Source organism: Sorangium sp. So ce726, assembly GCF_051521405.1.
Classification (GTDB): Bacteria; Myxococcota_A; Polyangia; order Polyangiales; family Polyangiaceae; genus Sorangium.
On sequence record NZ_CP150349.1, the window covers coordinates 8,776,197 to 8,797,842 of the forward strand.

The 21,646-nt window shown below is 71.2% G+C and carries 15 protein-coding genes; 5 read left to right on the top strand and 10 right to left on the bottom strand.

The annotated features are described in order from the left end of the window. The first annotated feature begins 18 nt into the window (after positions 1-18). On the top strand, positions 19-1,020 hold the full coding sequence (locus WME79_RS32465; RefSeq protein WP_437522759.1) for a glycosyltransferase: 1,002 nt from the start codon (positions 19-21) through the stop codon (positions 1,018-1,020). Between the two features lie 60 nt (positions 1,021-1,080). Next, positions 1,081-1,803 carry a leucyl/phenylalanyl-tRNA--protein transferase gene (aat, locus tag WME79_RS32470; protein WP_437522761.1) on the top strand — a complete coding sequence of 241 codons (723 nt, stop codon included), beginning with the start codon at positions 1,081-1,083 and terminating at the stop codon, positions 1,801-1,803. 39 nt (positions 1,804-1,842) lie between these two features. Here the strand turns inward: aat and rbfA are convergent, their stop codons facing one another. From rbfA to WME79_RS32505, 7 genes are all read right to left on the bottom strand, one after another. Next, entirely contained in the window at positions 1,843-2,208 is a 366-nt protein-coding gene (gene rbfA / locus WME79_RS32475; RefSeq protein WP_437522763.1) for a 30S ribosome-binding factor RbfA, read from the bottom strand. Beyond that, positions 2,205-2,600: a DUF503 domain-containing protein gene (locus WME79_RS32480; RefSeq protein WP_437522765.1), complete on the bottom strand. Its 396-nt coding sequence runs from the start codon at positions 2,598-2,600 to the stop codon at positions 2,205-2,207. Before WME79_RS32480 ends, rbfA begins: the two co-directional genes overlap by 4 nt. 10 nt (positions 2,601-2,610) lie before the next feature. After that, entirely contained in the window at positions 2,611-5,730 is a 3,120-nt protein-coding gene (infB, locus tag WME79_RS32485) for a translation initiation factor IF-2 (RefSeq protein WP_437522767.1), read from the bottom strand. 15 nt (positions 5,731-5,745) lie between these two features. Then, positions 5,746-6,900, bottom strand: coding sequence for a YlxR family protein (locus WME79_RS32490; RefSeq protein WP_437522769.1), 1,155 nt, complete (start codon positions 6,898-6,900; stop codon positions 5,746-5,748). 41 nt (positions 6,901-6,941) lie between these two features. Further along, the gene (gene nusA / locus WME79_RS32495) at positions 6,942-8,585 is read right to left on the bottom strand and encodes a transcription termination factor NusA (RefSeq protein ID WP_437323811.1); all 1,644 of its coding nucleotides are present in this window, start codon (positions 8,583-8,585) and stop codon (positions 6,942-6,944) included. A 30-nt stretch (positions 8,586-8,615) separates the two neighbouring features. Then, positions 8,616-9,248 (bottom strand): ribosome maturation factor RimP, encoded by a 633-nt coding sequence (rimP, locus tag WME79_RS32500; protein WP_437522771.1) that lies wholly within the window; start codon positions 9,246-9,248, stop codon positions 8,616-8,618. 343 nt (positions 9,249-9,591) lie between these two features. Further along, positions 9,592-10,776 (bottom strand): phosphoglycerate dehydrogenase, encoded by a 1,185-nt coding sequence (locus WME79_RS32505; protein WP_437522772.1) that lies wholly within the window; start codon positions 10,774-10,776, stop codon positions 9,592-9,594. A 61-nt stretch (positions 10,777-10,837) separates the two neighbouring features. On the opposite strand from WME79_RS32505, the gene WME79_RS32510 reads away from it, so the two are divergent. Further along, the gene (locus tag WME79_RS32510) at positions 10,838-11,869 is read left to right on the top strand and encodes an FG-GAP repeat domain-containing protein (RefSeq protein ID WP_437522774.1); all 1,032 of its coding nucleotides are present in this window, start codon (positions 10,838-10,840) and stop codon (positions 11,867-11,869) included. Here the strand turns inward: WME79_RS32510 and WME79_RS32515 are convergent. The 3 genes from WME79_RS32515 to WME79_RS32525 are packed head-to-tail and all read right to left on the bottom strand — an operon-like array spanning position 11,826 to position 16,013. Further along, complete coding sequence (locus tag WME79_RS32515; RefSeq protein ID WP_437522776.1) at positions 11,826-13,655, bottom strand: hypothetical protein; 1,830 nt, start codon at positions 13,653-13,655, stop codon at positions 11,826-11,828. The two genes, WME79_RS32510 and WME79_RS32515, sit on opposite strands and share 44 nt — an antisense overlap. Positions 13,656-13,667: 12 nt before the next feature. Further along, a complete protein-coding gene (locus tag WME79_RS32520) occupies positions 13,668-14,312 on the bottom strand; it encodes a hypothetical protein (protein WP_437522778.1) in 645 nt (214 codons plus the stop codon). A gap of 15 nt (positions 14,313-14,327) precedes the next feature. Further along, complete coding sequence (locus WME79_RS32525; RefSeq protein WP_012238434.1) at positions 14,328-16,013, bottom strand: FHA domain-containing serine/threonine-protein kinase; 1,686 nt, start codon at positions 16,011-16,013, stop codon at positions 14,328-14,330. A gap of 951 nt (positions 16,014-16,964) precedes the next feature. On the opposite strand from WME79_RS32525, the gene WME79_RS32530 reads away from it, so the two are divergent. Further along, on the top strand, positions 16,965-18,749 hold the full coding sequence (locus WME79_RS32530; RefSeq protein ID WP_437522781.1) for a serine/threonine protein kinase: 1,785 nt from the start codon (positions 16,965-16,967) through the stop codon (positions 18,747-18,749). A gap of 238 nt (positions 18,750-18,987) precedes the next feature. After that, on the top strand, positions 18,988-21,639 hold the full coding sequence (locus WME79_RS32535) for a TonB-dependent receptor domain-containing protein (protein ID WP_437522783.1): 2,652 nt from the start codon (positions 18,988-18,990) through the stop codon (positions 21,637-21,639). Positions 21,640-21,646 lie beyond the last annotated feature (7 nt).

Genomic DNA, 21,646 nt, shown 5'->3' on the forward strand with positions numbered 1-21,646 from the left:
CGCCGCCATGGTCTCCGCGTGGCGCCGCTCGTCTCTGTCTTGCTCCCGTACCGGCAGGCGGAAGCGACGATCGAGGAGGCGCTGGAGAGCGTGCTCGTCGAGCGCGCGGTCGACCTGGAAGTGATCGCCGTGGACGACGGCTCGACGGACGGCGGCCCGGCCAGGGTCGCGCGCATCGCGCAGCGCGATCGCCGCGTCCTCCAGGTCGCGACGGGCGGCGTGGGGATCGCGCGGGCGCTCTCGCGCGCGGCGGAGGCGGCGCGCGGCGAGCTCCTCGCCCGCATGGACGGAGACGACATCTCGGTCGGCGAGCGGCTCGCGCGACAAGCGGAGGCGCTCCTCCGGGATCCGGGGCTCGGCGTCGTCGGGGCCCGCGTCGAGACGTTCGCCGCGGGGCCGATCGGCGAGGGCATGCTGCGCTACGTCGACTGGCTGAACTCGATCGTCACCCCGGAGGACCACGCGCGGGAGATGTTCGTGGAGTCCCCGCTGTGCCACCCGTCGGTGATGCTGCGGCGGAGCGCGCTCGAGCAGGTGGGCGGGTTCCGGGAGGTCCCGTGGGCGGAGGACTACGACCTGTGGCTGCGCCTCGACGCCGCGGGCGCGCGGATGGCGAAGCTCCCGGAGCTCGGCCTCCGCTGGCGGCACCGCGAGGGGCGCGCCACGTTCGCCGATCCGCGGTACGCGATCGCGAGGTTCCTCGAGGCAAAGGCGCACTACCTCGCGAGGAAGCTGGGCCCAGCGCGCCCGGTGGCCGTGTGGGGCGCGGGAAAGACAGGCCGGCGGCTGGCGAGGGCGCTCGCCCGGAACGGCGTGACGCCCGCGCGGTTCGTGGACATCGATCCGCGCAAGATCGGCCGGATCGCGCAGGGGGCGCCCATCGTCGACCCGTCGCGGCTGGAGCGCGGCGCAGAGACCCTCGTCGTCGCCGTGGGGGCGCGGGGGGCGCGCGCGCTCATCCGCGGCCACCTCGCGGCGCGCGGCTTCGTCGAGGGCTCCGACTATGTGTGCGCCTCCTGAGCCGCGCCGGGCGACGCTTTGCAACCGCGCGCTCTTTTGGGAGGATTCGATCCCACAGCGATGCGGGTCCCGGTGCTCACGAGCAAGCTCGACTTCCCTCCGCCAGAGCGCGCGACCCCGGAGGGGATCGTGGCCGTGGGCGGCGAGGCCTCGCCGGAGCGGCTGCTGGCCGGCTACCGCCGGGGCATCTTCCCCTGGCCTCACGAGGGGCTGCCGCTGCTCTGGTTCTCCCCGGATCCGCGCTTCGTCCTGCCGCCGCGCGAGGCGCACGTCCCGCACTCGCTGCGCAAGCGGGTGCGCCGGGGCGAGATCGAGGTGCGGACCGATACGGCGTTCGAACAGGTGATGCGGGGCTGCGGCGCCGCGCCGCGACCTGGGCAGAACGGCACATGGATCACCGAGGAGCTCATCGCCGGCTACACGGCGCTGCACGCCGCCGGGGTCGCCCACAGCATCGAGGCGTGGTCGAACGGCGAGCTCGTCGGCGGCCTCTACGGCGTGTCGCTGGGGCGGATGTTCTTCGGCGAGTCGATGTTCACGCGCGCGCCCGACGCCTCGAAGGTCGCGTTCGCGACGCTCCTCGGGAACCTCGTTGCCTGGGACTTCGCGCTGGTGGACTGCCAGGTGTACACGGACCACCTGGAGCGGTTCGGCGCCGTGGAGTGGCCGCGGCGCGAGTTCCTCAGCGCGCTGAAGGTGGCCCTCGACGCCCCGACGAAGATGGGACCGTGGCGCTTCGACCTCGACCCCGCGCAGTCGATCGAGCGGCTCATCTCGCGGTGATCGCGCCCGAGCTCCGGCCGCGCCCCGCTCGACCCCGCGCTAGGAGCGCTCGCCGTCCTTGATCTCTCGGAGCAGCTCCTCGATCCGCCGCTCGGCGTCGGGCCCCTCGTCGTAAAAGAAGCGCAGCGTCGGCACCACGCGCAGCCCCATCGTGCGGGCGACGTCCCTGCGCAGCCGGCCCGACGCCGCCTCCAGCCCCTTGAGCAGGGCGCGGCGCGCCGTGGCGTCCTCCGCCCCGAACTCGTGCCGCACGTGGACCTTCGCGCTCTGCAGGTCGTCGGTGATCTCCACGCGCGACACGAGCACGCCGGCGATCCGCGGGTCGCGCAGATCCCGGAGCAGGTTGGACAGGTCCTCACGGAGCCGCTCGGCGACGCGCGTCGCCCGCTTCACCACGCCGCTCATTCGTCGTCCTCTGCGTCCTCGAACATGTCCGAGGACGCTCCCAGATCTCCATCGTCACGGCCGAGCGCCTGCTCGATGCCGCCCTGCACCCCAGCGCCTCCATCGCCGAACGGCACGATCTCGGTCGCCCGATCCGTGAGGACGGCGTGCGACAGCGACCCCGCCATCGAGGCCACGTCCGCGAGGACCTTGTCGCACATGACCGCCGAGTTCGAGACGACCGCGACGCCGAGCGTCGCCCGCCTCGGATCGTCGAGCACACCGACCTCGGCGATCGACACGCGCATCCGGCTCTGCGCCCGCTCCTTCAAGGAGCGCACGACGCTGCGCTTGTCCTTGAGGGAGCGGGCCCCGACGATATCGAGACGGAGACGGAGTACACCCACGAACATCGGATGAGGCTCAGAGCTTCGTCTTGACCTCTTCGATCTCGAAGCTCTCGATGATGTCGCGCTCCTTGATGTCCGAGTAGCCCTCGAGCGAGATACCGCACTCGAACCCCTCGACCACCTCTTTCACGTCATCCTTGAACCGGCGCAACCCGGACAGGCGACCCGTCCAGACCACCGCGTTGTCCCGGATGAGGCGCGCCTCGCCGGTGCGCTTGACCGAGCCGCTGATGGCCATGCAGCCGGCGACCGTGCCCGCCTTCGTGATCTTGAAGACCTGGCGGACCTCGGCGCGGCCGAGGACCTTCTCCACCTTCGTCGCGGGGAGGAGTCCCTCCATCGCGCTCCGGATGTCGTCGACGGCGTTGTAGATGATGTTGTAGAGCCGGATCTCGACGCCCTCGTTCTCCGCGAGAGCGCCCGCCTTGCCGGCCGGCCGGACGTTGAAGCCGACGATGATCGCCTTCGACGCGACCGCCAGGTTGACGTCGCCCTCGGTGATGCCACCGACGGCGCCGTTCACGATCGTGACCTTCACCTTCTGGGTCGAGAGCTTCGCCAGCGCGTGGATGATCGCCTCGACCGAGCCCTGCACGTCGCCCTTGATGATCAGCTTGAGCTCGAGCTGATCGGCCTCCTGCAGGTTCTTCGTGATGGACTCGAGCGAGACGCGCGAGTCCTGCGGGATCAGCGTCTTCGACGCCTTCTTGCGCCGGGTCTCGGCGATCTCCTCCGCGGTCTTCCCGTCCTTGACGGCGTGGACGGGATCACCCGCGCTCGGCACCTCGTTGAGGCCGAGGACCTCGACGGGCGTGGCGGGGCCGGCCTCGGCGACGGAGCGCCCGAGCTCGTCGGTCATCGCCCGGACCTTGCCCCACGCGGCGCCGGCCAGGAGGATGTCGCCCGTGCGGAGCGTGCCGTCCTGGACCATGACGCGCGCGACCGGGCCGCGGCCACGATCGAGCAGCGCCTCGATGACGGTGCCGCTGGCGCGCTTCTTCGGGTTGGCGCGGAGGTCCTGGACCTCGGCGAGCAGCAGGACCGACTCGAGGAGCTGGTCGATGCCCTGCCCCATCTTCGCCGACACGCTGCAGAACATCGTCTCGCCGCCCCACTCCTCGGGCTGCAACCCGAGCGCGGCGAGGTCGCGCTTGATCTTGTCGGCGTCGGCGCCCGGCTTGTCGATCTTGTTCACGGCGACGAGGATCGGCACCTTCGCGGCCTGGGCGTGCGAGATCGCCTCCTTGGTCTGAGGCATCACGCCGTCGTCGGCAGCGACCACCAGGATCACGATGTCGGTGAGCGAGGCGCCGCGGGCGCGCATCGCCGTGAACGCCTCGTGGCCCGGCGTGTCGAGGAAAGCGATCGTTCCGCGCGGCGTCTCGACGCGGTAAGCGCCGATGTGCTGGGTGATCCCGCCGGCCTCTCCCTCGGCGACCGTGGCCTTCCTGATCCTGTCGAGGAGCGAGGTCTTGCCGTGGTCGACGTGGCCCATGACGGTGACGATGGGCGGCCGGATCTCGACCTCCTCGTCGGTGTCGGCCCCGGCCTGCATGGCCGCGGTCAGCGTGTCCTGCTCGCTGACGGCCACGTCCTCGACGCTCCAGCCGAACTCGCTGGCGAGGATCTTCGCGGTTTCGGCGTCGAGCGTGCTGTTGATGTTCACGCCCGTCATGCCCATCGACAGGAGCCGCATGAGCACGTCCGTCGCCTTCAGGCTCATCTTCGCGGCGAGCTGCTGAAGCGTGACCTGCTCCTCGATCTTGATGACCTTCTTGTGCGAGGCCATCTCCTGCGTGGAGACCTGGACCGGCTTGCGCGGGAGCCCGCCGCCTCCCGGGCGCTGCCGCCCGAACATCCCCGGGCGAGTGTTCCGGCCGCCCATGGGCCGGCCGCCGGGACCGAAGCTAGGACCACCAGGGCGCGGCTGCTGGGCGTTGGCGCGCGGATCGTAGGTCGTGCGCCGCGCCGGCGGCGTGCCGGTGCGAGCAGCCGGCATCGTGACACCGGGACGCCCCTGCCACACCTCGATGCCGGTCTTCGGCGGCGAGGACGGGCGGCGTGGCGCCTGTCCCGGCGTGCCGGCCGGCTCTTCCGGCTTGGCCGCGGGTGCCGAAGCGGGCGGCGTGGTCGGCCGCGTGCCGGGGCGGGCCGCGGCCGGAGCCCCGGACCGCTGCGGCGCGGGCGGCGCCGACGTCGGCCGCGACGTCCCCTGCGCCGGAGCAGGCGCGGGCGCCGAGGGCGCGGCTTGCGGCCGGCTCGGCGCCTGCGCCGCGGCTGCTGCGGCAGGCGCCGCTGCTGCGGGCGCTGCGGCAGGCGCAGGGGTCGGCGCGGGCGCTGCGGCAGGCGCCGCTGCTGCGGGCGCTGCGGCAGGCGCAGGGATCGGCGCGGGCGCAGCCGCCTGCGCGGGGGCGGCAGCTGGCGCCTCGGGCGCAGCCGCAGCGGGGGCGGGCGCCGGCGCGGCGGCGGTGGCAGGCGGCGCCGCGACAGGCGGCGCAGGCTTCGGCTCGGGCGAGGTCACCTTCGTCTCCTCCGCGGCCGCGGACGCCGCGGCAGGCGCGGTTGCTGCGGGAGCGGGAGCCGCCGGGGGCGGCGGCGCTGGGGGCGCAGCCGCAACAGGCGGCATCGCCGGGGCAGGCGCAGTGGGCGCGGGTGCGGGAGCAGGCTCGCGCGGGCTCGCGGCGACGACCGGCTCGGGGGCCGGCGCCGAGGGCGCTGCGACGGGAGCGGCGGGCGGCGGCGGAACGGGGCGGCGGGGCGGCGCTTCTTCCTGAGCGGCGCGCTCGGGCAGCGGCGAAGCCGGAGCGGACTCAGCCGCAGGCCGAGAGGGCGCAGGCTCCGGAGCAGCGCGAACGGGCGCCTCCAGGTCAGGCCCGCGGCCCGGCGAGGACGGCTCGGGCTCGGCGCCGGGCCGAGCGCGGCGCTTCACGACCGTGGGGCGGATCCTCTCCTCCACCACCTCAGGCGACTTCTGCCGCTCGAGGTGCCGCTTAACCCGCTCGACGACGTCGGACTCGACGGCGCTCATGTGATTGCGCACGTCGCCTATACCCATGGACTGGAAGAGCGCGACCAGCGTCTTCTGGTCCATGTTCAGCTGCTTGGCGACCTCGTAGACCCGGACTTTGCTCATGCACCTCGCTCCACGTTAACCAATCCGCCTCACCCATCCGCGCGGGCGACGATTTGCGGCCACTCTGTCCACCGTCGAGGCGCGTCCGGTAGGACCGGACACCGCCGCCCTGCCCCCGACCGCGCCGCCTCCCCCCATGCCCAGCGCAGTAGCAAGAAGCCGACCGGACCCATTCTCCGGCACCCGCCGCTCCTCGCGGCCGGAAAGCACGCCCTCCGGGCTGCCAGGTCTTCCCCCGACATCCTCGGACGCCGAGCGAACCCCGTCCCCGGGGTCCTCGCGCTCCACGCCTGACGTCCCCGGCCCGCGGCGACGCGAGAGGCCAGCATGGCCAGGCGGCGCCTTCCGTTGCTCGGGGCTCCCGCCCTCCTCCGATCGGGCGGCCGCGCTGCGCGAAGGCCGCCCCCTGCGACCGGCGCCGCGGCGCCCACCCTCCGCGGCGTCCTCGCCCCGCTCGACGCGCGCGCACGTGTCCACGACGTGCGCTGCGTTCGCGACGGCAGCGGCGATCGACGCCGATGAGATCGCCATCACGGCAACGCCGCGCTCGCGCGGGCCGCCCGCCAGGGCGCCGAGCCCCTGCTTGCTGCCCCACGCGACGGCGCGCCCTTCGGCGATGGCCCGGTGGACCTCCGGCAGATCCGCGCCTGCCGCCGCGTCGCACGCGACCAGGACGAGCGCGGCCTCACCCCGCACGCACGACCCCACGACCGCATCGGCGCCGATCGCCACGCTCTGGGAGCGGACGGCGGCACGGACGAGCCCCTGGAGCCGGCGCTCGGTAGCCTCTCGGATCGCCCGCGCGAGCGAGACGGTTGTGAGCGGCTCGACGCGCGGCGTGGCCTGCTCGCCGGCCTGATCGCCGGCGCCCTCGGCGCCTGCTCCAGCGGCCCCGACGATCGCGTGGACACGTCCCTTCGCGGCGCGGGCGAGCCCCCGGGCGACCGCCGCCGCGAGGCAGTCCTTCTGCGGGTGGACGTGTGCGCCCCGCCCGAACCCGCCGTCGCCAGGATCGACCGCGATCACACCGCCAGGACCCAGGATGAGCCGGACGAGCGGACGAGCGCCGCGGACGTCATCGACGCCGACGCGCTCCCCGCAGCCGACGCACGTGCGCACTCGCCCCTTCTCGAAGGGCTCGCGCTCACCCGCGTCGCTCTGTCTGCTCACCGTTGATCCCATCCTCGGCCCTCTGCTTCTCCCCTCGCAGCCTACGCGTGCCTTGCCTCTGCGGCGCGACGAACGTCCGCCCGCGCCGCATCGAGCACCTTCTGCTCGCTTTCAACAAAATCCCGCGCCCCCTGCTTGATGGCGCGCGCCTTCTTGATGCCGAGGCCGGTGCGGATCGCCAGCCGATCCTCGTCCTCTCGCAGCACGTCCTCGACGCTGCGGTACCCGGCCTCCTCCAGCAACACCACCGTCCGATCGCCGACGCCACGGATGAACATCAGCCGCTCTCGGTCGGTGAGCGGCTCGGTGCGCGAGCTCGCGGAGCGGATCCGCTCCTGCCGCAGCCGCTCCATCGTCGTGTCCGCCTGCGACTTGATGCGCTCGGCGGCCTCGACGCCACCGAGGCCCGGGATCGCCGCGAGCTCCTCGAGCGACGCCTCGCTCACCTCCTCGAGCGCGCGGAAGCCGAGCCGATACATGGACTTGGCAATCTGCTCTGTCACCACGTCCATCTGCTGCAAGGCGGAGATCGCCTCTTCTTCCATCTGCTTGAACTTGGTCTCGCTGATGATGTCGAGCTTCCAGTTCGTCAGCTGCGCGGCGAGCCGCACGTTCTGGCCCTTGCGCCCGATCGCGAGCGACAGCTTCTCGTCCGGGACCACGAGCTCCATGCGCCCGTCGGCCTCGTCGACGATCACCTTGTGCACCTCGGCCGGCTGGATCGCGGCGATGACGTAGCGCGCCGGATCCCGGTCGAACGGCACGATGTCGATCTTCTCGCCGCGGAGCTCCTGGACGACCGCCTGCACGCGCGAGCCCTTCATGCCCACGCACGCGCCCACCGGGTCGACGTCCGCGTCGCGGCTGGTCACCGCGATCTTCGAGCGGGCGCCCGGCTCGCGGGCGACCGACACGATCCGCACGATGCCCTCGTAGATCTCGGGGACCTCGGCCTCGAAGAGCTTCTCGACGAGCCGGGGATCGGAGCGAGAGAGGATGACCTGCGGGCCGCGGGCCTCGCGATCGATGTCCTTCACGTACGCAACGATGCGGTCCCCGGGCCGGTACGTCTCGCGCGGCGTCTGCTCGCGGAACGTGAGCACGCCCTCGGTGCGGCCGATGTCGACGATGATGTTGTTGCCCTTCTCGAACCGCCGCACGATGCCGCGGATGAGCTCGCCCTTGCGATCCTTGTACTCGTTGAAGATGAGATCGCGCTCGGCGTCGCGCACGCGCTGCAGCAGGACCTGCTTCGCCGTCTGGGCGGCGATGCGCCCGAAGGTCGTGCGGCCGTGCTTGAGCTTCAGGATGTCGCCGTATTCCTTGTCCTGATCGCGCGCCTTCTCCGCGTCCTCGGGCCGCCAGAAGACCTGGAAGCCGAGCTCCTCGCCCAGCGTCGCGTCCAGCTTCAGCTTGTCCACGTCAGTGATGGAGATCTCGCGCTCCGGCTCCGTCACGGCCTCGACCACGGTCATGTACTGGAAGAGGTCGATCTGCCCGGTGTCCTCGTTGAAGCGCGCCTCGAGCTCGCGGGTGGGGCCGAAGACGCTCTGCGCGGCCTTCAAGATCGCGGCCTCGATCGTCTCGACAAGGATCTTCTTGTCGATCCCCTTCTCCTTCGCGACCTGATCGAGGATGCTGCCGAGGCTCGTTTCCGAGGTCGGCATCGCTGCCATCGTTGCCATGACGTCCCTGTCTCCTGATCTTTCTTCTCTCTACTTGCGCTTCTCGGAGCCGCGCTCGCTCCGCTTTGAGCCCGACCGCGGAGCCGCCTCCGCGAGCTGCCTGGTCTGCCCCGACTCCTTAGCGGGCTCCTTGCCCTGCCGCTGCCCCTTCTTGGGTTTGGACTGCGACGTGAGCTCGAAGACGAGGCGCGCCTCCACGACATCCGCGAACGGGACCGCGATCCGCTTGCCATCGACCAGCACCGCGACCTGCCCCTCCGGAGCCTCGAGGAGCTCGCCCCGGAGCAGCCGCTGGCCGTCCGGCGCGGGGCGCGACAGCTTCACCTTCGCTGTCCTGCCGAGGAAACGAGCGAACTCGGCCGCTGTACGCAGCCGCCGATCGAGGCCAGGAGAGCTGACCTCGAGGTTGTAATGGTTGGGTATGAGATCCTCGACGTCGAGGACCGATGAGACGTCGCGCGACACGTCCGCGCAGTCCTCGAGCGTGACCCCGCCGCCCGCGTCGTCCGCCCCCTCGCGCTCGATCGTGAACCGCAGCGTCCAGCCCGCCCGCTCCGTGGTCCACTCCACATCGACGAGCGTGATCCCGTGCGAGGCCAGCACCGGCGCGACGGCGTCGCGGACGCGCCCGAGATCGAACACGGCTCTGGTCGAAGGGTCCATGGGTTGCTGCATGTGAGAGACGTCACTTCGGCGGATCCGGGTCCTCCCAGCGCGATCAGCCCCGAGCGAGCGTGCCCGGTGCCTCTGCGCCAAAAAAAAAGAGCCGATTCCCCGAACTGGGAACCCGGCTCGCGGATCCGCCTAGTTGTCGGCGGACAACCTAGTCGAATGCGGGCCTTCATGCAAGGGGGGATACGGGCAAACCGCCCCTGCGCGGCCGGGGATCTCCCGCCGGTTCATCCTCGCGACGGCCTGCGGCGCGTCAGCGCCGGGGCGCTCCCCGCCGCGCGGCTGTTGCGACAGTTGCGACAGTCCCGCGTCGCGTCCGCCGGGTCCGTCAGAGTTACGCCAGATTCGGCAGCGCGACGATATCGACGTGCAGGACCTCCTCGAACGCCGCGATTTCCTTCAGACAGGCCTCGCTCGGCCGGCCGGAGACGCGCATCTTCGTGCAGGTCGCAGTGGCCCCCTCGAAGACGGTGTTTGAAATCTCCTCGATGTTGATCCCGTGGCGTTTCATGACGCTGAGGGTGTTCGCGAGGACGCCGACCTTGTCCATCATCCGGACGACGACCGCGTAGCGGGCGGGCGACGTAGCGCAGATGTTGACCACGTTGGGCAGCTCCTCCTCTGTCATGAAGGCACGGATGATCCGGGCCGTCTCGAGGGCGACCGCGCGCTGAGCCTGCTCCGTCTGCGCGCCGATGTGCGGGGTGCCGTAGACGAGCCCTCGCCCGAGGAGGTGCGACTCGAACGGCGCCGAGCTCTTGTCAGGCTCGGTGGAGAACACGTCAAGGCCGACCCGCAGCCCCTTGCGCGGGATGAGCTCCTCGAGCGCGGCGTAATCCATCACCTCGGGGCGCGCGGCGTTCACGACGATGGCGCCGTCGGGGAGCGCCTCGAGGACGCTCCGGCTGACGATACCGCGCGTCTGCGGGGTGGCCGTCAGGTGGACGGTGAAGATGTCAGAGCGGGCAGCCAGATCCTCCAAGGTCCGCGCATAGCTGACGTCCAGCTTGGCGGCGCGGCCCGGCGTCAACGAGCGCGACCAGGCGTGCGGCTCGAGCCCGAACGCGCGGGCGCGCAGGAGCACCTCACGGCCGATCGCGCCGAGGCCCGCGATCCCGATCCGCCGACCGAACAGGCCCCGGGCCACCGAGTACTTCGCCTTCTCCCAGCGGCCAGCCCGGAGCTCCGACGTCGCATCGACCAGGCGGCGGTCCAGCGCGAGGATGAACGCCATCGTCAGCTCTGCCACCGCGGTCGCGTTCTTGCCGGGACAGTTCGCCACGTAGATCCCGCGCGCGCTCGCGGCCGCGACGTCGATCGTCCCCACGCCGACCCCCGCCCTCACGATCAAGTTGAGCTGCCGCCCGGACGCGATCGCCTTCGCCGTGACCTCGGTGGAACGAACGACCAGAATCCCGATCCCGTCGAGGGCCGCCGGCAGCGTGTCTCTGGTGAGCTCCGGCCGGGACTCGATCTCGATCCCGAGCACCTTGAGCTCTTCCAGAGCCGAGAGGTCCATTTTGTCGGCTACTAGCAGGCGCATGCGGACGGGAACCCTAACAGAAAAGCTCTCGCTGACGATGGGCGTTCTGCGCCTCGTCTGCGTCAGTTGCGCCAGCTCCTGCGCCAGCGATCATCAGGTTTCTCCCTGGGGTTCAGCGGGCAGACCGACGCTCGGCGCGTTCGTCGCGCCGCCGGACCTCGACGCTCGGCTGCACGCCATCGACGTGGAGGCCGCCGAGCTCGGGCTGAAGCTCGAGGTCGAGCTCCGCGGCGCGCTACGGCGCGGCGGCGAGGTGGTGGTGCGCGGTTACAGCGGGACCGACGCGCTCGGGCGCCGCACCTCGGCGGTCCGCGTGGCGACGCCGCACGGCGTGGTCATCGCCGCAGGGCCCCTCGACAGCGGACGCGTGGACCGCAGCCAGGCGACCCAGCTGATACCGTCGCTCCTCCCCGGCTCCGAGCCGGAGACGACGGAGCAGCTCGGGATGTTCCGCTCCGGGACCGATCTCAACCGAGACGGCGCTCCGGACGTCGTGCTCAGAAACGAGGACGGCGAGCTGGAGATCTGGGCCGTGCAGCCGCTCGGCGCGACCCGGTACGCCGTCGAGCTCGCGGCGCCGCCGCGGTTCGCGCTCGACGTCGATCAGGACGGCACCCTGGAGCTCGCCGGCCGGATGCCGCTGGACGAGGGGGATTCCATCGCGCCGGATCTCCTCGACGTCGCGGGGTTCGAGGGAGATCGCTACACGCACCGCGGCAGCGTCGCTCAGGCGTTCCATGCAGCGCGCGCGGAAGGCCCCGGCGCGGAGACGGCCAGCCAGGGCAAGCGGCAGGAGCCGCCGAAGGACGACGCCGCGCGCCTGCGCGGAGCGCTCGAGCGGGCCTGGCACGCGCGGCTCGCGGGCAGGCCGGCCGCCGAGACGCTCGCGGCGCTCGACCGAGAGCCGGTGACGCCAGCGCTCCGGGGCGCGTTCTCGGCACACCGCGCGCGCGTGGCGGACGCGATCGCGGCGGCCCCGAGCGGCGCCCCGACCAGGGAAGGACCGCCCGGCCCCGGCGGCGCCCCTACTCGTCCGCAGGGAGCATTGGAAACGCCTGCTCGAAGGTGACGAGGATGTCGCCAGGGAGCGCGTCGGGCTCCTTGTAGCCGCGCGTCAGCGGCACCCCCCAGTCGGCGCGCATGACGACGCGGTTGAGCTGCGGGAAGAGGGCCCGTACCCCGAAGCCAGCCGACTGCTTGAGGCGCAGATCATCGAAGCCGTCGAAGGCGTCGCCGGCGTCGAAGAAGGCTGCGCCAGCGACCTGGCACGACCAGATCTCGAGGGGCCGCGTGCGGAGCTCCAGGTTCGCGGAGAGCACGTCCTCGCCGATGAACGCCGCCGTCGGGTACCCGCGGAGCCGGGTGTCGCCGCCGAGGACCGACTTCCTGTTCAGGTAGTTCCTGTATCGGTCGAACAGGCGCACGTCGAACACGAGCCGCCCCACGCCGAAGCTCGGCGTATGAACCCGCGCGCGCGCCTCGATGGAGGCGTCGAAGATCTGCGAGCCGTCGAGCTCGGTGACGGTCTCGACCACCGCGCGCGCGAGGCCGTCGCCGAGCGCGACGGTGTACGCGGCCGCGGCGGAGATCCCGAGGAAGTTCCGGCTGGAGTTGAGCGCGGTCGTGACCGGATACACCAGGATGGCGAGCTCGTGCCCCAGCCGGTAGTCCTCCTGCAGCGCGAGCGTGTTGAAGTCGAGGACGCGCAAGAAGCGGGTCGAGTACGTCGCGTACTTGAACGTCGGCGCGACGCGGGTGTCGCTCACCGGCATCACGCGCTCCTCGAACTCGGCGATCGCGGCCGGGGCGATGCCCTCGGGCGCGTCGAGGCGATAGACCTTGCGGCTCGCCTCGATGCCCACCGAGAAGTCGTGCTTCACAGCCGAGGACCTCGACGCGCCGTCGCCGAAGCTGCGCGTGACGGCGTAGCTGCCCACCAGGAGGTCGCTCCGGTAGCGGTACGGGACCCGATCGTCCCCCGGCGTGACCGCCGCGTCGAAGGTGGCGAGCTTCGTGCCGACGAAGCGGCGGGTCACCTCGTCCCGCCAGGTGATCTCGGCGTCCCAGGCCCACTCCGCCTGCGTCGCGTAGAGCGGCTGCCCGTAGACGAACTCGCCGCTCGTGCCCTCGAAGTCGCCGGTCTCCCGGTCGATGATCGCGTTCGCCTGGGTCCGCAGCCGCACGTGGCTGCCCCCGATGCGCGGCATCGCGTAGGTGACGCCGAGCGAGAGCGCGCCGGGGTCGAGCGCGAGCTGCGCCGCCACGGAATGGTGGACACCGAGCAGGTTCTGCTCGCTGGGCTGCAGGAACAGGTACTCGAGCTGCCCGCCGGCGATGCGGTAATCCGAGTTGAGGCGCAGGCTCCAGACGTCCTTGGTGACGACGGCGACCCGCACCCGATCCGGAGCGCCGCCTCGCACGGCGAAGACGAGGACGAGCGACAGCTGGCTCAGGTCGCGCAGGTTGCGCGCCGACTCGTCGGCGAGCGCCTGCTCGTAAGGGCGCCCGACCGCGAGCAGCACCTCGCGCCGGATGACGTACGGCCGCGAGAGGGCGTGGAACCAGTTCAGGAAGGCCGGCGCAGGATCGCGGTCCTCGATCACCTCGAGCGGGACGACGTCGATCCCCTCGACGATCTTGCCCTCGGGGGCTGGCTCGAGGGTCGCGCCGAGGCGCGACAGGACGCGCTCGATGGTGGCGCTCTCGTAGCTCGAATAGCCCTCGCGCCGAGCCGGCGCGCCCTGCTTCGCGGCGGGCGCTGCCGTCACCCCCTGCTGAGCCTGCGCCTCGATCGAGAGGAGCGCCCCGAGGGCCGGGAGAGCGAAGCGCACCAGCACGATCGATGCGCTACGCACGAGCCGCTCGCCTCAGAAGGACTCGTTGGCAGGGTACGTCGCCATGACGTTGATCTTGTACTTCACGTACTGGTGCGGGATCGTCCCCCAGTCGGGCGTCGGCATGGCCCGCTTCACGCAGCGGAGCAGCTCCTTCGTCTTCGCGCGGCTCACCGTCGTCGACTTGCCCACGTAGAGGTTGGTCCGCTTGCGCCGGAAGTCCGTCTCGAGGACGAAGCTCACCGTGACGCCCGCCTTGCCGGAAGGGGCGCACTGGACGTTGTCGCGGATCGCGCGCGACAGGCCGTCCTCAAAGAAGGTGACGTGATCGCAGCGCTCGGGCGGGGTGGTGCCCGGGCCGGGGTTCTCACACTTGATCGTGGTGAACGGCGAGAGCGTGACGCCCTCCGACAGCTCGGCGCCCGCGTCGGCGAGCGCGCCCGCGTCCCAGGCGTAGGTGCCGGCATCAGCCGTCGCGGCGTCCGCGGAGGGGATCGACTCGGGCTTCGGGCGCCGCCACAGGTAGAGCGGCACCGCCACCACGATGAGGCCCGCGACGAGCGCGATGATGATCTGGAGCCGCACGGGGCGCTCGCTGCCGCCGCGACCGAGGTAGCGGTACGGCGAGGGCTGAGACGGCGGACTGGAGGTGGAGGGAAACGGAGGCCGGCTGTTCATCGGACGCGCTCAGGGTCAATCGATGAGCGTCCGCGCAGGGCGCCCGGGCTCGCCCTTCACCAGCGTCGCGCCGAGCTCCAGCGTCTCCGGGAGCATCCCCTGGACCTGCGCGACCACCTGCTCGACCACGTGACGAGCCTCGTCAATGCTCGGACCCACGATCGAGACCACGAACTTGAGCGGCCCCGTCCGGCCCGCGACAGCCGGCGTGAGGCTGAGCAGGAGCATCTCGGTCAGATCGATCACCCGCTGCGCCGCCTTCCGCAGGGCGAGCATCTCCAGGATGGTCGGGCGCTCGCTGACCTGGCGGTTCGGCCCGCGCAGCTCGTACCGCGCGACCTGCATCGGCACCTCGGCCCAGTCGGCGAACAGGCCGTCCTCGTCGATCGCCTTCATCAGGTGCTCGCGCACGAGCAGGCCGGTGAGGCCGTCGCGCTTCGCGAGGTACTGCTTCGCGCGCCGGTGCTGCGGCGAGTCCGGGCCGAACGTCACGAGCTTCATCCGGCACTCGCCGACCTGCACCTCGCCGCCGTGCAGCAGCGAGACCTGCGACTTGCGCTCGTAGTTGAAGTCCGCGTAGCTGCCGTTCGTGCTGCCCTGGTCCTCGATGAACCACGACCCCGTCTGCCACTTCAGGATCGCGTGCGCCCCCGAGACGGTGGCCTCGGGCACGCACAGGCTCTGATCGCTGCGGCGGCCGAGCGCGAGCTTCGTGTCGTGCAGCGGCAGCAGAGAGCCCACGATCTCGGGCGCGTTCGTCGCGTACGTCACGAGCAGCGACTGCGCCCCGGGGGTGAAGTTCAGCTTGAGCGCGCCGCCCGGCGGCGGGCCCGGATCGAGGCGCTCGCGCGGCAGCTGGATCGGGCTCGTCGTGAGCTGCGACGGGTTGAAGAAGCGCATGTGCCGCGCCTGCGGCCGCATCGACGGGTCCTCGTTGAGGCCGCGGAAGATCTGCCGCACCTCGTCGATCGACAGGCCCGCCGGCACGTCGAACATGATCTGCTGCTTCATCGTCTTGACCCGCGGCTTGTAGCCGGGCTCCGGGACGCGGCAGGTCCACATCTCCCAGAGGGTCAAGGCCATGGCGTACACGTCGTCCTCGGGGCTCGCTCCGCCGTTGCGCAGCCGCTCGGGAGACATGTAGTTCGGCGTGCCGCCGTCGGGCGGGGCGCCAGGACGGCGCGCCGAGGCGCGCGCGCGCTCCTGGGCGAAGCCGAAGTCGAGGATCACCGCGCGGCCCTCGGAGACCATCACGTTGCCGGGCTTCAGGTCGCCGTGCACGAGGCCCTGCGCGTGGATGGCCGCGAGCCCGTTGCAGACCTCGCTCGCGATCTTGCGGAACTCGTCCGCCGAGTAGCCGCCCTGAGCCTTGCGCTTGCGGATGTGCGTGTGGAGCGTCTGCCCGGGGATCTGCTCCATCACGAGGATGGGGCCCCACGGGCTCGGCGCGAGGTCGTGCACGCGACAGACGTTCGGATGGCCCACCGAGCGCGCGAGGAGGAGCTCCTGGCGAAGCGCCTCGTCGTCGCCCGGCATGCGCGACTCTTCGCGGACGACCTTGAGGGCCACGGTCTGCTGCGTCGAGCGATCGAAGGCTAGGAAGACCTCGCCCATGCCGCCCTTACCGAGGCTCTGACGGATGTCGTAACGGTCATTGATGACCGTTCCGGCAGTGATGGGAGGAGGGGGTGTCTTGGTCACGGCCCGCGGTGGATAAAAGGAGCGCGAACCGGAGCGTGCCCGACACCGGCTGCGGCGCACAGCGTCGTCCATCTGAACGTCGAGCGCAACGGTCGTTCGGAGGGAGAGGCCAAACGCATCGCGGCGGCGGCCGCTTCCCCGCTGATTTGGGCCGAGATCGCCCCTCCGAACGTCCCGGCCGCCGGGATCTCTTGACGATGACGGCTGATTTGTTTACGCGGCTCGGCCAGCCCGGCGCGACCGCCGCGCGCGCGCTTTCGTGACGTGCGCCGGGCCAGCGAGCCGTTGAAGCCACGCCTCATCTGCCGGACGGGTGCCGGACGGGCGAGAAGATTGGCTTCTCCGCGATGGCCTGGGGCGGCCCAGCGGACCGATGTTCGTCCGGGACGATGCAGAGGGCGCGGCGGAAATCGTCCGGCTGACGCCTTCAGCGACGACGGCGGTCGCGTGCGCGCCGACAGCTCCCTGGCTCCGCGCATGGGCCTCGCGATCGCAGGCACGTCGCTCTCTCTCGCTTCGCCGACGACGTGAACCGCCGCTGGATGGGCGGCCTCGCGCTGAACGCGGCTTCCTTTTTTCGTGGTCGCGGTGCGCCGCAGATCGACACCCTTCCAACCGCGCGCCGCGCAGCGCTCTGCGACGGAGCGATCCGCCCGCGATGCGCGCAGACCGAGGCGATGCGCAGGCCGTGCAAACGTCCCGCTCCTGAGCGCGATCCGTCTACGTTCTTCACCGCACAGCGACGCCCCGGGGTCACCAACGTTGCGCCTCGCGCACCTCGCCACGCCTCACCGACCGTACGGACGGCAGCACACCACGCTCCGCGCATTTCCTGCTTGTATCGTGGCACTGCAGATTGACACCTCAGAGTCGCCTCAGTCACACTGCTCCCGAGGCGGCTGCTGTGTGTCCAATCTTCACCTCCTCCCGCTGCCCGAGGAGAGGCGCGACATGCCTGATAGCCGACAGCGAGAGGTAACCGGCAGCTCGAAGGTCTCGAGGGCTGCCGCGACAGACCCGCTGCTGGGGCGTGTCATCAACGGCCGCTTCAAGATCGTCAGCGTCATCGCCCGCGGCGGCATGGGGAAGGTGTACAGGGCCGAGCAGGCGCCGCTCGGCCGCATCTGCGCGCTCAAGGTGCTGAGCCCCAAGTACGAGGGCGACCACGATCCCGAGTTCCACAGGCGCTTCTTCCTCGAAGCGTCGACCGCGGCGAAGCTCACGCACCCGAACACGGTCACCGTGTTCGACTACGGCCAGAGCGACGACGATATCTACTACATCGCGATGGAGTACATCGAGGGGAAGACCCTGCACCGCGTGCTCCGCGAGGAAGGGCCGTTCTCCGAGGCGCGCGCGGCCCACGTCGCGCGCCAGATCTGCCGGTCGCTCCGCGAGGCGCACGGGCTCGGCGTCGTGCACCGCGATCTCAAGCCGGGCAACGTGCTGCTCGTCGATCACGAGGACGAGCACGACCACGTGAAGGTGCTCGATTTCGGGCTCGTCAAGGACACCCAGAGCGGCGAGGACCTGACCCAACAAGGCCTGTTCATGGGCTCGCCCAAGTACATGGCGCCCGAGCAGATCACCGGCAGCGAGGTCTCGGCGCGCACCGATATCTACGCGCTCGGCGTGATGATGTACGAGATGCTGTCGGGCCAGGTGCCCTTCGACAAGGGCGCGGGCGTCGGGACGCTCATGTCGCACGTCCACGATCAGATCCCGCCGATGCAGGCCCACAACCCGCAGCTCTCCATCTCGCAGACGATGGAGGGGATCGTCTATCGCTGCCTGGAGAAGGACCCGGCGCATCGCTTCTCGTCGATGAACGAGCTCGTCAACGCGCTCAAGTTCACCGCAGGCGGCATCTCCACGCGAGACACGGGCGAGAACCCGCCCATGCTGTCCGGCGCGACGGGCTACCGCGCGTCGTTGCCCTCGTATCCGTCGGCCACTCCGTATCCGTCGGCGCCTTCGTACCCGGCGCCTTCGTACCCGTCGGCGCCTTCGTATCCGTCGGCCACGCCGTACCCATCGACCGCTCCGCTCTCGACGACGAGCGATTTTCCGGGCCTCTCCACGCCGTACTCGTCGCCCCCCACGAGCTCAACCGCCACCTATACAGGCCCCCTCGCCACGGACAGCGCCCTCAAGCCGCCGGCGGCGCCTGTCTTCGTCCCTCCGTCGATCACCGACGCGATGGGGTCGCGCCCAGCGCCGCCCGCGGAGGGGCTCTCCTCCGCCCAGACCGGCGCGGGCCCAGGTCGAAAGCTCATCCCCTGGGCGCTCACCGCGGTCCTCGCGGTCGGTGTCGGCGTCACCGCCGCCCTGCTGGCGCGCGTGCCGGTCGCCCAGACGAGCGCGGCGGCACGCGAGCAGGGCGCGGTGAGCCCTCCTCCGCTCGCAGCGACGGCCCCGGCAGCGCCGGCGCCCGCGGCGCGGGGGCTGCAGATCGAGAGCACGCCGGCCGGCGCGGCCGTCCGGGAAGGCAACAAGGAGCTCTGCGCCGAGACGCCGTGCGAGATCGTCTGGCGAGGGGCCGCGGCCGCGCTCGCGCTGGAGCACGAGCTCGTGTTCGAGAAGCTGGGCTACAAGCCCGCGACCGTGCGCGTCTCCGGCGCCGAGGAGAGGGTGCGCGCGAAGCTCGACCCGGCCGCGATCCCGGCGCCGGCGACCCCGAGCAAGCCCAGGGCGAACATCCAGAAGCCCGAGCCGTACAAGAGCAACCCCTACTGACGAGGGCGCGGACGCGCCCCGGCCGCTCTTCTGGTAGAGTCGCGGCGCTTTCGCAGCTGCAACCTCTTACCATGGCCGCAGTGGCTTCGCGTTCGCGCGAGGAGCTCACCGGACGCTCCTCACGTCGACCCGTCGATGAAGTTGTTCGGTGTGATGTGGGGAGCAGCGCCGTCAGCGCTCCCGAGCTCTCGCCGGGATCGCCGTCGCTCCCCGGCCCCGCTGAGGACAGGGCGAACTCATGTCGTCTTCCGATTCCTGCTCGCACCGCCGCCGCGACGACGTCCCGGCGCTCGACCCGACCCACGACGCCCACCCAGCGCGGCCGCGCCGCGCGACGGCGGTCCAGCGGAAGCTCCTCGCCTGCGCCGTCGCCTTCGGCGCGATGACCGCCGCGCGCGGCGCGCTCGCCGATGCCCGCACCGAGGCGCGCCTCCACTTCCGGGCAGGCATGGATCTCATCGCCCAGAAGCAGTTCGACGAGGGCATCCGGCAGCTCCAGAAGGCCAACGAGATCCTCCCCCACCCGAACGTCATCTTCAACATCGCGCGCGCACACGCCGAGGCCGGCCACATCGAGCAGGCGCTCGCCGCCTACCGCGAGTACATCGCGAGCGATCCCGCGGACCGTGAGCAGGTGACGCGGATCGTGGAGCAGCTGGAGCAGCGCCTCGCCGCGCAGCGCGCCCCGGCGATCCCGGAGCCGAAGCAGCCGCCGGCGCCCGCGCCTCAGCAGCAGGCGCCGCAGCAGCCCGCCCCAGGCGAGGCGCCCGCCCCGCCGCCCCCCGCCGGGGAGCCCGCCGCGCAGGGCGCGCCCGCGACGGCCACGACGAAGACGCCAGCGCCGGCGCCAGGGCCGGGATCGAAGGCGGCATCCGGCGACGCCGCGGGGATCGTCGGCGCGGCCCGGACCGAGGACGTCTACCAGGAGACGGTCGTCACCGCCTCGCGCGGCGCCCAGAGCCCGCTCGACTCCCCGAACTCGACGACCATCGTGACCCGGCAGGACATCCGGCTCTCCGGGATCACACGCATCCCCGAGCTGCTCCGGCGCATCGCCGGCATGGACGTCATGCAAATCACGGGTGGCGACGAGAACGTGTCGATGCGCGGCTTCAACAGCCGCCTCGCCAACAAGATCCTCGTCCTCGTGAACGGGCGCACGGTCAAGAACGACGTGCTCGGCTCGACCTTCTGGGAGGCGCTCTCGATCGACGTGGATCAGATCGAGCGCATCGAGGTGGTGCGCGGCCCGGGCTCCGCGCTCTACGGCGCCGACGCGTTCGCCGGCATCGTCAACATCATCACGATCGAGCCCGGCGTCGGGAAGAGCGGCTTCCGCGCGGGCTACGGCGATCACCGGCAGGGCTACGCCTCGGTGTGGGCCTCCGCGCGCGAGGGCGATTTCGCGTACCGCCTCTCCGCGGGTTACACCCGCTACCCCCGGTGGTCGCGCGAGGTCGCGGACGACCGCATCGACCTCGAGACGAGCGGCCAGAGCCAGGATCTCGGCGCACAGAACGTCCGCATCGACCTCCGGACCTCGCAGCGGCTCGGGCCGCAGCGCGAGCTCACGGTGGGCGCCGGCTACTCCCGGAGCGAGCTCGACATCTACGGCATCGGCCCCTTCAACGACTACAACCTGGAAGTCGCCAACGCGGACGTCGCTGTCGCGTACCGCAGCGAGAACGTCAATGCGCGGACGTACTACTCGAACCTCGACGGGTACTCGCTGCTCAACGCCGCCTACCTCGGGCACACCCTGTTCGCAGGGCGGCCGCAGCAGCACGTCGTGAACGCAGAGCTCGAGTTCGTGAAGACGCTCCGCGCGCCCAGCCCCGTCGTGCACGACTTCCACATCGGCCTCGGCTACCGGCTCAAGGCGACATCGTGGAGCTACCTCGAGGACGATATGCCGCTCGAGCACCAGGGCTCGGTGTTCCTCCAGGACTCGATGAAGCTCGGCGAGCGCGTCACGGTGGTCGCGTCCGGGAGGCTCGACTACGTGCCCTACCTGGAGCGGCTCATCCCGTCGCCGCGCGGCTCTGTCATCTTCAAGCCGACCGAGCGCCAGGCGATCCGCGTCTCCGGCTCGACGGCGTTCCGCTCTCCCACGTCGCTCGAGGCCTACGTCGACCTGCCCATCCAGCTCGCGCTGCCCGGCCTCGAGCTGCTCTCGACCTCGAGGACGCCGGACAGCACCGAGCGCCCCATCGACCCCGAGCAGATCATCACCGCCGAGGCGAGCTACCTGAACCAGCAGAGCGATTACTTCGAGTTCGAGGTCACCGCGTATTACAACCGCGTGAGCGATCTCATCGTGCTCGCCGAGCCACAGCGCACGACCCTCTCGCAGCGCGCCCACGGGTCCGGGGGGCTGAACCCGGAGACGGGGAGATACACCTCGGGCTTCGGCGGCTTCGAGAACCAGAGCGACGTCTACCACGTCTTCGGCGGCGAGCTCGGCGGCCGCGTCTACCCCGCCGAGGGGCTCGACATCTTCGCCAACTACGCGCTCAACCGCTCGGTGCACCAGCGCCCGGACGGGCGCGACGCGCTCGAGGACGCGCGCACCAGCCGGCACAAGGTGAACGCAGGGGTCCAGGTCCGCACGCCGATCGGCGTCGACGGCGAGGTCACGCTTCACTACCAGTCCTCGCAGGTGTGGACCGAGCAGGTCCCGACGGGGACGGTCATCGCCACGAAGCAGTACGAGCTGCCCGCATACACGCTGCTCAACGCGCGCGTCGGCTACCGCTTCCTGGACCGCGCCGAGATCTCCGCGACCGTGTTCAACGCGCTCGACGGGCTCGGCGACAACGCGCTGCAGATGCACCCGTTCGGCAACCGCATCGGCCGGCGCTTCATGGGATTCTTCAGCTACTCGCTCTAGTCCTCGC